Origin of the sequence: Atopomonas hussainii (assembly GCF_900109735.1) — a bacterium.
Lineage (GTDB): Bacteria > Pseudomonadota > Gammaproteobacteria > Pseudomonadales > Pseudomonadaceae > Atopomonas > Atopomonas hussainii.
The window spans coordinates 1-15152 of sequence record NZ_FOAS01000016.1; the positions used below are offsets into that span (position 1 = coordinate 1).

Here is a 15152-nt window from a genome sequence, read left to right on the forward strand (position 1 = left end):
ATAGAACGCCTGAAAGCCAAAGTGCGCGCCAAAGTCGAGCATCCCTTTCACGTGGTTAAAAATCTGTTTCATTACCGCAAAACGCGCTATCGCGGTCTGACGAAAAACACGGCGCAGCTGTTCAGCCTGTTTGGCTTCGCGAATTTGCTGCTATCCAAGCGACATTTGATGCGTGCTCACGGGATAAATCCGTCTTGCTGACGGGAAATGGCCTCTACGGAGGCTGCGCTAACGCCAAAAGGCGCTAGTCATGCGGGGAATCGAGCTGGTTTTCTGATTTTGCGCTGCGAATCGGCACTGGTGCTGGTGTGAGGCTTAATAAATCAGCGTTTCCCTAGCTACTACGAAAGCTTGCAGAACTTAAACCAGCAGCTGCGCCAGCAAGGCCTTGCCGAGGTGCATGTGCACTTGGCGCCCGACGCGCTAGAAGACGAGGACTTGCTGCAGTTTGCCAACAGCGGGCTGATCGACAACTTAGTGGTCGATCAACATAAAGCGCGGCTGTGGGAAAAGATTTTGCCGAACATCCACGTACGCCATGCGGTGGCCGTGCGCGAAAACGGTCAGATTGCTTGGATGCTGCGCCAAAGCAACCCGCAACTGAAAGCCGAGATTGATGCGCACATTAGCCACGAGCTGGGGAAAAACCAAAAAGACCACAACTGGCGACTGATCAAATACTTAAAGCGCACGGCATACCTGAACAACACGCAGTCTGCACAAGCGCGAGCCCGTTTTAGCAAAACCGTCGAGCTGTTCAAACACTACAGTGCGCAGTACGACGCCGACTTTATTTTGATGATCGCCCAGGGTTATCAGGAGTCTCGCCTTAATCAAGCAGCGCGCAGCCCTGTGGGCGCCATCGGCATCATGCAGCTGATGCCGGCCACGGGCAAAGAAATGGGCGTTGGAGATATTCACGAGCTTTCGGCCAATATTCACGCCGGGGTGAAATACATCCAAAAGATCCGCAATAGTTATTTTGCCGACCCCGCCATCGATGACTTGAACCGACACTTACTGAGTTTCGCGGCCTATAACGCAGGGCCAAATCGCATCAACAAGCTACGCAAGGTCGCTGCCCAGCGCGGGCTCGACCCAAATATCTGGCATAACAATGTCGAGCGTGTCGTTGCGGAAAAAGTCGGCCGCGAGCCGGTTAATTATGTGGCGAATATTTATGCCTACTACGTGGCCTACACCTTAGCCATGCAGCAAGGTAACGACCGCGCCGAGGCCCGCGAGCACTTCACCCCCCAAGCGCAGTAAGCACCTTAACGCCCAGCGCGCGACTCGCGAATGTAGAAGCGCGCTTTTTGTGCCTTGCTGACACAGCCCCGATACGCTTCGAATTGCTGCTGGGTTTTCGCCCCGGTGAGTAACGCCAATGCCTTGGAATAACTCACCGTGCCGGCAAAGCCTTCGGCCTTGGCTAAGTCTAGCTCGCGCCATGCGCTATCCAGCTCCGCCGCACAACTGGCGCGACCACTGCTATTGGCGGCGCAGCCAGCCATCAGCAGCGCTAATACACTCACCATCATCACTCGCATGGGTTATTCCTCGGTTTGGGCTTTGAGGTAGTCGATCACCGCCGCTTGCTCGCCAGCAAACACCACGCGGGCGGCTTTGCTTTCGCGCTGAAAGGCGTACATAGGGTCGTAGTATTCATTCAGCAAGCCGGCGATCCAGCCTCGGTGGGTGTCCACCTTGCCGTCTGCCGCTTGTTCATCCAGCGCCTGCTGCATGATGGTGTTTAAGCGTGCAAAGCGCTCGCCGCCTAAGCGTTTCACAATGCGGCTAAGGCTTCCGCTTAGGTGTTCACGAAAAGCACTAAAGGCCTGCTCGCCTGCGCCGTGCAGGGCGACGAACTCGGCGGCCATATCGACCACATAGTCTTTAAGAATGCGCTCGATGCGGTTTTCTAGGCTGTCTTCCAGCCATACCAGCGGAAATTCCTTCATGCCGTTATGTAGCGACAGCGGCACGTGACAGCTGCCGACGATGCGCCCTTCATCCTCCAGCACAAAGTGCTGAATACCGGTGTGGCGTTTTTTTAAGATATCGATGGCCAAACGGTTTTCGAAGTCGATTTGCGAAGGCTGCGGCGTGGCATGTTTGCCGAAGCTGGAGCCACGGTGATGGGCATGGCCTTCCAAATCCAGACTATTGCGCAGCGCAGTGATCACCTCGGTTTTGCCCGTGCCGGTTAACCCGCCGACCACGGTAAAGCGGCACTCACGCACGGCGCTTTCGGTGGTTTCGAGTAAAAAGGTGCGCATGGCCTTGTAGCCACCGGTGATGCGCGGGTAATCGCAGCCGGCCTCTTTCAGCCAACGCTGCACGGTTTGCGAGCGCAAGCCGCCGCGAAAGCAGTACAGATAGCCTTCTGGGTTAGCCTTGGCAAACGCCAGCCACTGCGCCATGCGCGCGTCTTTAATCTTGCCGGAGACCAGCTGGTGGCCCAGTTCGATGGCCGCTTGCTGGCCCTGCTGTTTGTAGCAAGTGCCGACCTTTTGCCGCTCGGCATCGGTCATCAGCGGCAAACTTAGCGCGGTGGGAAACGCGCCCTTGCTGAACTCCACCGGCGCGCGGGTATCCATCATCGGCACATCATTAAGAAACAGCTGCGCGAAGTCGCGGGTATCAGCGCGCATCACAGCACCTCAACCCACGCTTCGCCGTCGCGTTTGGCGCGTAGCTGGCCAATTGGCGCCAGTTGCAGGCCCAGCTCGGCAGCGCTAGCGAGAAACTCGGCTTCGCCCTCGGGGCTTACCGCCACCAACAAACCACCACTGGTTTGCGGGTCGCACAGCACCTGTTGTTGCGCCTCGTTGATTGCACCGACCTTGTGGCCGTAACTGTCGTAGTTACGCAGCGTGCCGCCGGGCACACAACCTTGTTCGAGGTAATACGGCACGCTCGGCAGCAGCGGCACGGCAGCGTGATTCAGCTCGGCCGTTAAACCTGCGCCCTCAGCCATCTCGACCAAGTGGCCGAGCAAGCCAAAACCGGTGACATCGGTCATCGCCTTAACGCCGGCCAGTTTGGCAAACGCCGCGCCGGGCTTGTTCAGGGTGCACATCCAATCGCGCGCCAGCCCTACGTCTTCGGTGCGCAGCTTGCCCTTCTTCTCGGCGGTGGTGAGGATGCCGATGCCCAGCGGCTTGGTCAGGTAAAAACGGCAGCCGGCGCTGGCGGTGTCGTTACGCTTGAGCTGGGTTTTATCCACCACGCCAGTCACCGCAAGACCGAAGATCGGCTCGGGCGCGTCAATCGAGTGCCCGCCCGCCAACGGGATACCGGCGGCGTCGCAGGCCTTGCGGCCACCGGCGACCACCTCGCGGGCGACTTCCGGCGGCAGCACATTGACCGGCCAGCCGAGAATGGCAATCGCCATTAACGGCGTGCCGCCCATGGCGTAGATATCGCTGATCGCATTGGTGGCGGCGATGCGGCCAAAATCGAACGGGTCGTCGACAATTGGCATAAAGAAGTCGGTAGTCGACACCACGCCGCGCGCGTCATCCAGCGCATACACGGCGGCATCATCGCGCGAGGCATTGCCCACCCACAGGCGCGGGTCTAAATGCTGTGCGCCGCTGCCGGCGAGAATCACATCCAGTACCTTGGGCGAAATTTTGCAGCCGCAACCGGCACCGTGGCTGTATTGGGTCAGACGAATCGGCTCGCTCATGGCACTCTCAAGCTATCAATAAGGCCGCCGATTGTAGCAAAGCCAACCCGCCACAGGACGCACCCCGCGCATGACAGCGCGCCGCGCCTTGCCGTAGGCTGAGGGTATTGCAGGGGGAAACCACATGAGCAAAACAGTAGCGCTAGTGCTCGGCTCGGGCGGCGCGCGGGGCTATGCGCATATCGGCGTGATCGAAGAATTAGAAGCGCGCGGCTACGACATTCAATGCATTGCCGGCTGCTCGATGGGCGCTATCGTCGGCGGCATCTTTGCTGCCGGCAAACTGCAGGATTACAAAAAGTGGGTCATGGGGCTGGATACCTTCCAGGTGCTGCGCCTTTTGGACGTCAACTTCGGCCTAGGCGCCATGCGCGGCAGCAAAGTGTTCGGGCAGATCGAGAAAATGCTCGGCGATATCACCATTGAAGACTTGCCCATCCCCTTCACGGCCGTGGCCACCGACTTAGCCAATCAGCAAGAAATCTGGTTCCAAGAAGGCAGCCTACTGAAGGCCATGCGCGCCTCGGCAGCCATTCCCAGCCTGTTTACCCCGGTGCTGCATGGCAATCGCCTGCTGGTCGACGGCGGCCTGCTCAATCCCCTACCGATAGTGCCGGTGGTGTCTAGCCATTGTGATCTGATCATTGCCGTCAACCTTGCTGGCAATAACCACCAACGCTACCCGCTACCGCACATCGAACGTCCTGCACCGCTGAAGAATAAGGTCAATCAACTCATTGAGCGCTTGGGCGAATTTGGTCAGCGCTGGGCCTCGCGCAATGGCCACACCGATGTGGAAAGCCTGATCAGCGACCTGCGCGCCGAACTACCAGAACAGCAAGACACTGACAGCGCTGCCAGCCAGCCGCCCGACAACAGCAAGTTATTAACCGCCAATGCCAGCAGCGAAACCAAGCAAGTCACCCCCGACAACATGCTCGAGCTGGTCAACCACTGCTTTGAAACCATGCAGAGCGCGCTAACCCAATACAAAATTGCCGGTTATCCGCCGGATTTGTTGATCAACATCCCCAAACGCGTGTGTCGCTTCTATGATTTTGACAAAGGCCCTGAATTGATTGCGCTGGGCCGGCAGATTGCCCGCGACCGTCTGGATCAATTTGAGAACCTCAATGGCTGATACGCCCATCCCCACCGAACTGCTCGACACCTTGCTGGCCAACGCCCGCGCCAACGAGGCGATCATGCGCAAGCTGTTCCGCCTTGAGGTACAGCTGCTGTCGTGCCAAGCCAGCGAAGATATTTGCGAGCGCCTGCTGCAACTCATCGAGCAGCTGTTTAGCGTGCCGATGGTGTGGTTTGTGTTGGAGAAAAACACCGCGCTGGTGCCGCTGCTAAAAAGCTTTCAACGCTCCGAGTTACTGCGCCAGCGACTGACCTTGCAAACCCGCGAGCAAATCACCAGCTGGCTGCCGCGCAAAGAAGGCGCGCGACTGATTAACCAAGAGCTGGGCCTATATCACAAGCTATTGCCCAGTGCGTACAAACAACAAAAGCCCGGCTCGCTAGCGATTATTCCGCTGACTATTGAAGGCAATCGCTGCGGCGCGCTGCTACAAGCCAGCCCCGACGCGGCACGCTTTAGCCCTAACCAAGACACCTTCTTCTTGGACCAGCTGGGGGTAAAAAGCTCGCTGTATTTATCCAACGGCCTAGTGCGCCAGCAACTGGCCTTCTTCGCCACCCGCGACCCACTCACCGGCCTGCGTAACCGTCGCGAGCTGGATGAAACCCTGCCACGCCTACTCAGTCTGCAGCGCCGCCATGAGCAAAGCCTGGCCGTGCTGTTTATGGACTGCGACGGTTTTAAGCAAGTCAACGACCGCTACGGCCACGCCGCCGGCGACAAGCTGCTGGTGCACCTGGCTCGCCTGCTGGAACAAGCCCTGCGCAACAGCGACTTGCTGTTCCGTTTTGCCGGCGACGAGTTTGTGGTCATCCTGCCGCAAGAAACCCACGAAAGCGCCACGGCGCTGGCCAAGCGCCTGCAAAAGCAGCTCAGCGAACAGCCGCTGCAACTCGACGATGTGAGCCTGTCACTGGCGATCAGCATCGGCACCGCCGCCAGCGATCAACTGCCAGAGGCCAACGCACAAACCTTGCTGCATGCCGCTGACCATGCTCTTTACGAGAATAAACGCCAGCGGCAGCTGCACCCTTAAGCCTGCTGCCCACGCAATTCAGCGCGCGCCTGCACCACCACCTGCACACTGGCCGTTAGGGCTAGGCTCGCCATCACCGCTGCCACCGCCACATCGGGCCAATGGCTGCCCGTACCAAACACCCCTACCGCCGCTGCGACCACCGCCAGATTGCCCAACGCGTCATTACGCGAGCACAACCACACCGAACGCATGTTCGCGTTACCCTCACGAAAGGCATACAGCAACCAAGCCACCGCCACGTTAGCCAACAAGGCCAGCACACCGACCACACCCATAGTGATCGGCTCCGGCGCCGCCCCCTGCCACACACGCCACAACGCTGCACCCAGCACAAAGCAGCCAAACACCCCCATGCTCAGGCCTTTAAGCATGGCCGCACGGGCATGCCACACCGGCAGCATGCCGAGCACTAATAACGAGATCGCGTAGTTGGCGCTGTCGCCAAAAAAGTCCAGCGCATCGGCCAGCAAGGCCAACGAACCGGCAGACACACCGGCGACAATCTCCAACACAAACATGCTGGCGTTCACCGCCAAGGCAATCCACAACGCGCGGCGAAACGCTTGGGTTTTGGCCGCTGCTTGCGGCGCACAACAATGGGCAGACATAGCGCACTCCTTGATTGATTTCACTGAGCGCATTACAAAGTCTGGAGCAACTCCAGAGTCAAGCCCTGCTTGGCACACCAAAGGGCCCTACCATGAAGATAGGCGAACTGGCCGAACACACCGGCTGCAGCATCGACACCATTCGCTATTACGAGAAGGCCGGCCTGCTCAGCGCCGCCCCACGCAGCGCCAGCAACTACCGGCACTACAGCGCCATGCATGTGGATGAGCTGCGCTTTATCCGCAACTGCCGCGCACTGGACATGACCCACGAAGAAATCCGCACCCTACAAGCCAGCCGCGCCGCGCCGGAGCAAAGCTGCGCCAGCGTGAATGACTTAATCGACGAACACTTAGAGCACATCGCCCAGCGCATTGCGCTACTGCAGCACCTGCAAAGCGATCTCAGCACCTTACGCCAGCACTGCCAAAACGCCGGGCGCAGTGGTGATTGTGCGATTTTGCAGGAGCTTGCCGAAGAAGCCCTACCCTGCGGGGAAGAGCACCGCGCAGGACCAGGCAAGCATTAGACAAGCCCCAACCGAAGGCTAAACACCGCTGGTTAATTGCAGGTTACGCCCCCGCCAACATCATGTTGTCGATCAACAGCGAGCCGGTGCGTACGTTGCCGCGCAGATCAAGGTCGTTACCGATGGCGACGATGTTGTGGAACATGTCTTTGAGGTTGCCGGCGATGGTGACTTCTTGCACGGGGAACTGGATTTGCCCGTTCTCGACCCAGTAACCGCCGGCGCCGCGCGAGTAGTCGCCGGTGACCATGTTCACGCCCTGGCCCATCAGCTCGGTGACTAACAAGCCGCGGTCGAGCTTTTTCAGCATGGCGGCAAAGTCGTCATTGCCGTGGCTGACAAACAGGTTATGCACGCCGCCGGCGTTGGCGGTGCTGGGCATGCCGAGCTTGCGGCCTGAGTAGGTGCTGAGCAGGTACGAGCTAAGCACGCCGTCTTTGACGAAATGCTGCGCGCGGGTGGCGAGACCGTCGTTATCGAAACTGCTGCTACCCAGCAGACCCGGCAGGTGCGGGCGCTCGTCGAGGCTTAGCCAGCTGGGGAATACTGGCTGGCCCAGCGCGCCTTCTAAGAACGAGCTTTTGCGGTACAAGTTGCCGCCGGAGATAGCCGCAATAAAGTGGCCCAGCACGCCGCTGGCTATTTCTGGGGCAAACAGCACCGGCACTTGCGCAGTGGGCACCGAGCGCGCGCCCAAACGCGCCAAGGTGCGTTCGGCAGCCTTGCGACCAATGGCTTCGGCGGCTTGCAGGTTGCTGGCGTTGCGTTTGACGTCGTACCAGTAATCGCGCTGCATTTGTCGCTCGCCGGCTTCTTGCGCCTCAGCAATCATCACGCAGCTTAAGCTGTGTCGGGTGCCGGCATAGCCGCCGATAAAGCCGTGGCTGTTGCCGTACACGCGGCAGCCTTGATAGAGGTTTACGCTGGCACCGTCGGAGTTGCTTAGGCGCGTATCCACGGCAAAGGCGGCGGCTTCCATGTTCTGCGCCAGCTCGATAGCTTGGTCGGCGCCCAGAGCCCACGGGTGGTAAAGGTCTAGATTTGGCAGGTCTTTGGCCATCAGCGCGGCATCGGCCAGGCCCGCGCAGGGGTCTTCGGAGGCGTGCTTGGCAATCGTCAGCGCCGCTTCTACTGCTTGCTTGATGGCCGCAGGCGAAGTGTCTGAGGTACTCGCCGAGCCTTTGCGCTGGCCGCTGTAAAGGGTGATGGCAAAGCCTTGGTCGCGGTTGAACTCGAGGGTTTCTACCTCGCCACGGCGCACATTCACCGACAAACCTTGATTGAGCGACACGCCCACTTCGCAGGCACTGGCGCCCTGCTGCTTGGCTTCATCGACAATTTGCGCCACTAAGGCCTCTAGGCGGGGCAAATCTTCGGGGCCGACACCAGCAGAATTGGCCACGTTGGCTGTCATTGTGTTCTCTCCTTCGCGCGCTTGGCGGGTGCCTCGGCTATCATAGGCACCTCGCTTTTGGATAACCGCGCATGACTGACTATTACGACGATCAAGATTTCCAGGACAAGAGTAAGTCCCAGGTTAAGCGTGAGCTGCACGCGCTGCAGGATTTGGGCGCCCGCTTGGTAGAGCTGGGCCCCGATGTGTGGCAGCGCCTGCCGCTGTCGGACGCGCTGCAACGCGCGCTGAGCGAAGCGCCCAAGCACAAGCAGCACATCGCGAAAAAACGTCACACCCAGTTTATTGGCAAGCTGCTGCGTGAGCAGGACTTGGAGGAGGTGTACGCCATGCTGGAGCAGCTGGATAACGCCAGCCGCAGCTACAACGAGCGCTTTCATGCGCTGGAACGCTGGCGTGAACGCCTGCTGGACAACGAAGAGGCGCTCACCGAATTTCTCGCTCAGTACCCCGACGCCGACCGCCAGCAGTTGCGCCAGATGATTCGCAACGCGCAAAAAGAAGCGGCCGAGAACAAACCGCCGGCCACCAGCCGCAAGCTGTTCAAGTACCTGCGCGAGCTGGATGAACAGCAGCGCGGCTTGCTCTAAGAAGGTTATGCGCGGCGGCACACTCAAGCGGTGCCGCCCACGGTGATGGCGTCGATCTTTAAGGTCGGCTGTCCTACCCCCACCGGCACCGACTGACCGTCTTTGCCACAGGTGCCGACACCGCTGTCTAGCTCTAGGTCATTGCCGACCATGCTGATGCGGTTCATCACCTCCGGCCCGTTACCAATCAGCGTGGCACCTTTGACCGGCGCGGTGATTTTGCCGTTTTCGATCAAATAGGCTTCGCTGGTGGAGAACACGAACTTGCCGCTGGTGATATCCACCTGCCCGCCGCCGAGCGACTTGCAGTAAATACCGTTTTGCACCGAGGCGATGATTTCTTCCGGGTCGTGCTGACCGGCCAACATGTAAGTGTTGGTCATGCGCGGCATGGGCAGGCAAGCATACGACTCGCGACGGCCATTGCCGGTGGGCGCCATGCCCATCAAGCGGGCATTGAGCTTGTCCTGCATGTAGCCTTTTAAGATGCCATTTTCGATCAGCGGCGTGCAGGCGGTAGGCGTGCCTTCATCGTCGCGGGTTAGCGAGCCACGACGCTCGGCCAAGGTGCCGTCATCCACCACGCTAACCAGTGACGATGCGACCTTCTGGCCGATGCGCCCGCTAAACGCGGAACTGCCTTTGCGGTTGAAGTCGCCTTCCAGGCCGTGGCCGACCGCTTCGTGCAACAGAACGCCTGACCAGCCGGGGCCCATGACCACCGGCAAGCTGCCAGCCGGCGCAGGCTTAGCTTCTAGATTGACCAGCGCTTGACGCAGCGCCTCGCGGGCGTAGCTCATGGCGCGGTCTTCATTTAAGAAGTAGCGATAATCGACACGCCCGCCACCGCCATGACCGCCGCGCTCGCGCCGGCCGTTGTGCTCGACAATCACGCTGACGTTAAAACGCACCAACGGGCGCACGTCGGCGGCCAAGGTGCCGTCGCTAGCAGCAATCAGCACTTGCTCCCAAGTGCCCGCCAAACTCACGGTGACTTGCTGAATGCGGCTATCCAACGCACGGGTTTGCTCGTCGATGCGTTTGAGCAGCGCGACTTTCTCGGCTTGGCTGAGCACCTCCAGCGGATTGTCGGCGCTGTACAGGGCTGGCACGCTGGCCGCCTGAATCAACTGGCCACGCGGGTTATCTTGCCCCGCACGGCTGATTGAACGCGCGGCATCCACCGCTTGCTCCAACGCTGGCAAGGCAATCGCGTTGCTGTAGGCAAAGCCGGTTTTCTCGCCACTGATGGCGCGCACACCGACGCCCTGATCGACGTTGAAGCTGCCTTCTTTAACGATGCCATCTTCGAGCACCCAGCTTTCGCTGATTTGGTGCTGAAAGTACAAATCGGCGGCATCTACACCGGGCGCCTGCAAACGCGCCAGCAGCGGATTGAGCCGCTCGATATCGAGATCACCGGGCGTTAACAGGCGCTCGGCCACAGGCATTAATACATCAGCCATGAATCTTCCTCACTGCAAACGTCGATGCTGCTGCACCGGCATACGCTGGCGAATAGCCGCCAGCTCGGTTAAATCGACCGGCGCCAGCAAGCACCCCGGCCCTTGGGCTTGTTCGTTAAGCACTTGACCCCACGGATCGATAATCGCGGAGTGGCCAAAGGTGCGGCGCTTCTCGCCATGCTGGCCGCCTTGGTTGGCCGCGAGCAAATAACATTGGGTTTCAATCGCTCGCGCGCGCGTCAGCACTTGCCAATGCGCAGCGCCGGTAACCTGAGTAAACGCCGACGGCACGCTGATCAGCTCGGCGCCTGCCTCACGCAGCGCACGGTACAGCTCGGCAAAGCGTAAGTCGTAACACACGCTTAAGCCCAGCTTGCCGACCGGGGTATCGGCCACCACCACATCGCTGCCGTGCTGGTAGTCATCGGACTCACGGTAGCTGCCGTGGCTATCGGCGACATCCACATCGAACAGATGAATTTTTTGGTAGCGGGCAACGATTTCGCCGTCGCTATCGAGCAGCAAGCTGGTGGCAAAGGGTTTTCCACTAAGCTTGCCGACTGGCGGCAACGGCAAAGTGCCGGCCACCAGCCAAAGATCAAGTTCGCGGCAAATATGTTCGAGCCACGGCAGCACTAAGCCTTGGCCGCTGGCTTCCAGCTCGGCCAACGCGGTTAAGTCGCGCCGGCCCATGCAGGCAAAGTTTTCCGGCAGCACGGCCAACTTGGCGCCTTGCTCGGCAGCTTGGCGTAACAAGCCTTCGGCTTGCGCTAAGTTGGCGGCGACATCGGTGCCGCTGACCATTTGGATGACGGCGAGCTGGCTCATTGTTTGTCCTTATCGATAAAGGGTTTTACAAACTTTACCTCAGGCTCGGCCCAAGGCCCTTTGATCTGATAATCGACACTGGCGATACGCGAGATGCGATCACCTAAGATTTTGTCGGCCAGATACACCACAGCGCCAATTTGCGGGGCACCGACCATCAATGCAGCCAGCGCGGCATTGTTACCGACGGGTAAGGTGACTTTTAGCTGGCTATCGATTTGCTCGTTGGGCAAATCGACACTGCCGTACAACTCCAAGGCTGCCGAAGTACCGTCCACTTTCAGCGGCTTCTCACGCGCAATGCTTAACACGCCTTGATTGACCGCGATGTCGCCGCGCAGGCGGTCGTAGGCAAAGCCTTGGCCGAACAGGTCGCTGAAATCCAAGCGTAAGCGGCGCGTGATGGAGCTGAAATTCAGCAGACTAAATACCCGTAGCGCTTGTGTGCCGCCTTCGACATTTACAAAACTGCCGGTGCGGGCATCAATCTTCAGGTCGCCGCTGGCACGTTTCAGGGCCAAAAAGGCCGGCGAGCCGGACCAAGTAAGGTTACTGCTGAGGCGGAAAGTTTTGCTTTTGACACTCTCGGCATAGTCCCAATTCTTCAGTACTTGGCCTAAGTCGCCAGCGCTGAGTTTGCCGCGAAACTGCGACTGACTGCGCCCCGCTGCACCAAGCCAATCCAGCTCGCCTTCCACCAATAAACCACGTAAATCCAGTTTGACCTGCTGGGCTTTCACGCCGCTGGCAATCTTGCGTAATGCAAAGCTCACCTCACCAACCGGCTTACCGCCTAAGCTCAGCTGCTGTAGGGCAAAGTCTAATTCCGGCAGGTCGGCAGGGTTTAGGCTGGCCAGCGGGTCTACCGTCGTGGGCGGGGCATCCGGGTCGGAAGCTGGCAAATCCAAACGCGCCAAACGAATATCAATCGGCGCACCGTCGACAAGTTTCACCTCACCTTGGGTTTGCAGACTGTCGAAGTTAACCGCCCAACCACCGTTTTTTTGCGCCTTGGCGCCCAGCTGCACTTGATCAAACTGCAGACCGCCAGCTTTAAGCACGCCGAGTTTGAACTGCACGCGGCTGACCGGATTGGCACTGTCATTAGCGGAGCCAGCGCGCAGTTTCTCCACCACGGGTGACCATTGCGCCCAGTCCAAATAGGGCAGCTCACCCAATACGGCGATACCTTGTTGCGTGGGCAGGCGTGCATCTTGCCCGCCGAGGCTAATCTGCCCCCGCAAGTCAGTGCCATCGCGCTGCGCTATGCGAGCATCCAGCTGATTGGCATATTCCAGCCAGTACTGCTTTTCTTTGCCACCGAAATTCATCTTAAACAACAGCGGCACAGGCTCTTGCTCGGTTTTGCCAAAGGGCGCGGGCACATCGATGGCGATGCCACGCAGGTCGCTCTGCACGCTGATAAAGCTGTCCTGTTCGTTCAGCGCCAAGGTCAGGTGATACGGCAACGTGCCCGATAGCGGCAACGGCTGACTCACGCCTTGCCAATCGAGCAGTGTCTGGAGCGGCATGTTGCCCTTCACCTGCACGATGGAGCTGGCATCACCCTTCGCCCCCGTGGCTTTAATGCTGCCGGCCCAAGGCTGGTCAAATAGCCGCCCGTTAAGCGCTTGCGCGCTTAAGCCGGTTTGGCTGTCGAAAGTGAAATCGCCGTTTAAGTGAGTCAGCTTAATGGCGGGGTTCGGCATGCTCAACTCATTGCCCTCAAGCGCCAGCTGTGCCTTGATCTGTGGCGTTTGCCCAGCCACTAACGGCAGACGCAACGCAAAATCAGCCTGTAGCGGCCCGCCCATTTGCCAGCCCGCCAAGGCTTCTGCCGCCGGCGTTGGTGTGGTTTGTAGCAGGTGCAGCGCTTGCGCCAGTTGGCCGGTCACACGACTGGTCAAATCCAACCGCGCGCCTTGTTTGGTTAGCTTCACCGCAGCATGAGCAGGCGCAATGTTCATGCCTGCTAGCTGGCCTTGATCGAGGCCCACGCGGGTCACGCCGTGCTCCCAACGCAACCAGCCACGACCTTGCTCCAGCGCTGGCCAGTTAGGGTCGAATTGCAGCTGTACCTTATCCAGTTGCAGGGCCAGGCTCATCGCCCGCGCCGTTGGCAAACCGCCGGGGTTTAAGCGCCCTTGATAGGTGAACGCGACTTGTGGCGCCTGCCCCGCTTGCACCGCCTGACGCAACCACTTGGGCAATGCCGCGCCAACCACCGCCGCCTTGGGCACATATTTCAGCGCCTGCTGCGGATTACCGTCGCGCAAGCCTACGCGCAAGTCCATCCAGTCTTCCGCCTGTGGGTCCCAAGCCAAGTAAATGCGCAAATCACCGGCCAGCTGACCTTCTTCGCCGGTTAAGGCAATCCGCGGGCTGGATAGCTCTAAACGTTCGCTATCGAGCTGCCAATCCAGTCGCGCGCGGGCTTGTTGGTAGTGCCAAGGTTTGGCGAACACAGTGTCGAGAAACAGGGCGAAATTATCACTCTCTAGCCACAAGCTGCCGCCGCCAGCATTACCGGTGACTAGCCCGCTCACGCCATCTAAACCGGGCACGCCTTTGTAAGGCTTGAGCGCTACTTGGTCGAGATTGGCACTAAAGCGCGCCTTATCGACTAACGCTTGCGCACTGGGATTGATATCGACACTGACGTTGCGCAACTTGCCGCTGGGCGCGAGGTTTTTCACCCAGGCATCGGCTTTTTCCGGCAGCGGTGCCCAGCCACGCAGCAAGCTGGCTAGCAACTGCAAGTGCACGCGATTGGCCTGCACGTTAAACACCGCGCTGTTATCAAAGCGATCGCCGCTGACGGTCAGTGCGCCGCCCTGCCAGGTTTCGTCATCCAAGGTAAAGCTCAGCGGCGACACCTGTGCCTGCCAGCCTAAACCTTCGCGGGTGAAATCCAGCGCCAGCTGGATATCGTCAATGCGCCGTGCGGCTTTGCCCGGCGCGGCCAAGGTAAAGCTATCGCCCTGCACACGCAGCGCGATGCTCTGCGGCAAGCCGGCCTGCCAATCGAGCCAAATTTCGCTGCCCACACTGGCCTCGCGCACTTGCCAGTCGCCCAAATAGCGCTTGGGCAACCACTGCGCCCAGTCGGCTTTTGGCAGCTGCAGATAAGCCTTGGCTTTAAGGTTTTGCCAATTAAGGCCATCCAGCTCGGTGTTCAGGGAAAAGTTCAGCGGTTGACCATCGGGCAAACTCAAACGACCTTGCAACTGCTGACGGCGCAACGACAGCTTGAGCCCCAGCGAGACTTGCTCGAACTGTAAGGGCTTCTCACCGTGCATCTGCACGCGCAGGCGGCTATCGAAGATTTGCAGCGATTGCAGTTGCTGCAGGCGCGCGAGCTGCTGCTGCGGGTCTAGCGGTTCCTTGGCTTTGGGCAAGGTAATGCCGGTGAGCTGCCATTTGCCCTCGGCATCTTCGTGCAGGGCTAAATCCAGCGACGAGATGCCGATCTGCGCCAGCACTGGCTTGCGCGCCAACAGTGAATCCCACACCGCCGGCATAATACGCAGGCGTTTAAAGCTTAAGCGTTCGTCGCCTTCGCCAAAGCTCACGTCTTTAAGGCGCACCACGGGGGCAAAGCCTTCCCAATGGCCGCTGACCTCACCAATCGATACCGGGGTTTGCAGCTGCTCGCTGAGCAGGCGATCGAGATCGTCGCGGTATTCGGCCACTAGCGGAATAAACTGCCGGCCCAGATTGACGTACAGCGCCAACAGCACCACCAACACGGCAGCCACGGTGAGGCCGACACGCAAAGCGCGCAACAACCACTGCAAGAAGCGAGTCATGGGCAATGTCCTAGGCGGCGCGGCGGG

14 protein-coding genes are annotated in these 15152 nt (G+C 59.5%); 6 read left to right on the forward strand and 8 right to left on the reverse strand.

What is annotated here, in order from left to right; all coding sequences use genetic code 11:
* Together BMX80_RS14935 and BMX80_RS14940 are read left to right on the forward strand one after the other, a co-directional pair.
* Window positions 1–201 (forward strand): transposase (locus BMX80_RS14935; protein WP_139214031.1); only part of this gene is annotated, 201 nt, incomplete at its 5' end.
* A gap of 150 nt (window positions 202–351) precedes the next feature.
* A complete protein-coding gene (locus BMX80_RS14940; RefSeq protein ID WP_074870021.1) occupies window positions 352–1269 on the forward strand; it encodes an MltF family protein in 918 nt (305 codons plus the stop codon).
* A gap of 5 nt (window positions 1270–1274) precedes the next feature.
* Here the strand turns inward: BMX80_RS14940 and BMX80_RS14945 are convergent, their stop codons facing one another.
* From BMX80_RS14945 to selD, 3 genes are read right to left on the reverse strand one after another with little or no spacing between them, the layout of a single operon-like run.
* On the reverse strand, window positions 1275–1550 hold the full coding sequence (locus tag BMX80_RS14945) for a hypothetical protein (protein ID WP_071872053.1): 276 nt from the start codon (window positions 1548–1550) through the stop codon (window positions 1275–1277).
* Between the two features lie 3 nt (window positions 1551–1553).
* Entirely contained in the window at window positions 1554–2654 is a 1101-nt protein-coding gene (gene mnmH / locus BMX80_RS14950) for a tRNA 2-selenouridine(34) synthase MnmH (RefSeq protein ID WP_074870025.1), read from the reverse strand.
* Entirely contained in the window at window positions 2654–3694 is a 1041-nt protein-coding gene (gene selD / locus BMX80_RS14955) for a selenide, water dikinase SelD (RefSeq protein ID WP_074870028.1), read from the reverse strand. Before selD ends, mnmH begins: the two co-directional genes overlap by 1 nt.
* Window positions 3695–3818: 124 nt before the next feature.
* Between selD and BMX80_RS14960 the strand changes: the two genes are divergently transcribed.
* A complete protein-coding gene (locus BMX80_RS14960; protein ID WP_071872050.1) occupies window positions 3819–4835 on the forward strand; it encodes a patatin-like phospholipase family protein in 1017 nt (338 codons plus the stop codon).
* Window positions 4828–5877 carry a sensor domain-containing diguanylate cyclase gene (locus BMX80_RS14965; RefSeq protein ID WP_074870031.1) on the forward strand — a complete coding sequence of 350 codons (1050 nt, stop codon included), beginning with the start codon at window positions 4828–4830 and terminating at the stop codon, window positions 5875–5877. The genes BMX80_RS14960 and BMX80_RS14965 overlap by 8 nt, the downstream gene beginning before the upstream one ends.
* On the opposite strand, the gene BMX80_RS14970 is transcribed toward BMX80_RS14965, so the two are convergent.
* Window positions 5874–6488, reverse strand: a complete 615-nt coding sequence (locus tag BMX80_RS14970; protein WP_074870034.1) for a cation efflux transmembrane domain-containing protein — start codon at window positions 6486–6488, stop codon at window positions 5874–5876. The genes BMX80_RS14965 and BMX80_RS14970 overlap by 4 nt on opposite strands.
* A 92-nt stretch (window positions 6489–6580) precedes the next feature.
* On the opposite strand from BMX80_RS14970, the gene cadR reads away from it, so the two are divergent.
* Window positions 6581–7018: a Cd(II)/Pb(II)-responsive transcriptional regulator gene (cadR, locus tag BMX80_RS14975; protein ID WP_074870037.1), complete on the forward strand. Its 438-nt coding sequence runs from the start codon at window positions 6581–6583 to the stop codon at window positions 7016–7018.
* Window positions 7019–7061: 43 nt separating this feature from the next.
* Here the strand turns inward: cadR and pmbA are convergent, their stop codons facing one another.
* Window positions 7062–8432, reverse strand: coding sequence for a metalloprotease PmbA (pmbA, locus tag BMX80_RS14980; RefSeq protein WP_074870040.1), 1371 nt, complete (start codon window positions 8430–8432; stop codon window positions 7062–7064).
* 71 nt (window positions 8433–8503) lie between these two features.
* Here pmbA and yjgA point away from each other — a divergent pair, with 71 nt between their 5' ends.
* Complete coding sequence (gene yjgA, locus BMX80_RS14985) at window positions 8504–9022, forward strand: ribosome biogenesis factor YjgA (RefSeq protein ID WP_074870043.1); 519 nt, start codon at window positions 8504–8506, stop codon at window positions 9020–9022.
* Window positions 9023–9045: 23 nt separating this feature from the next.
* On the opposite strand, the gene tldD is transcribed toward yjgA, so the two are convergent.
* The 3 genes from tldD to BMX80_RS15000 are packed head-to-tail and all read right to left on the reverse strand — an operon-like array spanning window position 9046 to window position 15125.
* Window positions 9046–10488: a metalloprotease TldD gene (tldD, locus tag BMX80_RS14990; protein WP_074870047.1), complete on the reverse strand. Its 1443-nt coding sequence runs from the start codon at window positions 10486–10488 to the stop codon at window positions 9046–9048.
* Between the two features lie 9 nt (window positions 10489–10497).
* Complete coding sequence (locus BMX80_RS14995; protein ID WP_074870050.1) at window positions 10498–11316, reverse strand: carbon-nitrogen hydrolase family protein; 819 nt, start codon at window positions 11314–11316, stop codon at window positions 10498–10500.
* Window positions 11313–15125 carry a YhdP family protein gene (locus BMX80_RS15000; protein WP_074870052.1) on the reverse strand — a complete coding sequence of 1271 codons (3813 nt, stop codon included), beginning with the start codon at window positions 15123–15125 and terminating at the stop codon, window positions 11313–11315. Before BMX80_RS15000 ends, BMX80_RS14995 begins: the two co-directional genes overlap by 4 nt.
* Window positions 15126–15152 lie beyond the last annotated feature (27 nt).

Coding starts and splice junctions, on each gene's coding strand:
- BMX80_RS14945 (WP_071872053.1), bottom strand. CDS start 1,550: ATGCGAGTGATGATGGTGAGTGTATTAGCGCTGCTGATGGCTGGCTGC.
- mnmH (WP_074870025.1), bottom strand. CDS start 2,654: ATGCGCGCTGATACCCGCGACTTCGCGCAGCTGTTTCTTAATGATGTG.
- selD (WP_074870028.1), bottom strand. CDS start 3,694: ATGAGCGAGCCGATTCGTCTGACCCAATACAGCCACGGTGCCGGTTGC.
- BMX80_RS14960 (WP_071872050.1), top strand. CDS start 3,819: ATGAGCAAAACAGTAGCGCTAGTGCTCGGCTCGGGCGGCGCGCGGGGC.
- BMX80_RS14965 (WP_074870031.1), top strand. CDS start 4,828: ATGGCTGATACGCCCATCCCCACCGAACTGCTCGACACCTTGCTGGCC.
- BMX80_RS14970 (WP_074870034.1), bottom strand. CDS start 6,488: ATGTCTGCCCATTGTTGTGCGCCGCAAGCAGCGGCCAAAACCCAAGCG.
- cadR (WP_074870037.1), top strand. CDS start 6,581: ATGAAGATAGGCGAACTGGCCGAACACACCGGCTGCAGCATCGACACC.
- pmbA (WP_074870040.1), bottom strand. CDS start 8,432: ATGACAGCCAACGTGGCCAATTCTGCTGGTGTCGGCCCCGAAGATTTG.
- yjgA (WP_074870043.1), top strand. CDS start 8,504: ATGACTGACTATTACGACGATCAAGATTTCCAGGACAAGAGTAAGTCC.
- tldD (WP_074870047.1), bottom strand. CDS start 10,488: ATGGCTGATGTATTAATGCCTGTGGCCGAGCGCCTGTTAACGCCCGGT.
- BMX80_RS14995 (WP_074870050.1), bottom strand. CDS start 11,316: ATGAGCCAGCTCGCCGTCATCCAAATGGTCAGCGGCACCGATGTCGCC.
- BMX80_RS15000 (WP_074870052.1), bottom strand. CDS start 15,125: ATGACTCGCTTCTTGCAGTGGTTGTTGCGCGCTTTGCGTGTCGGCCTC.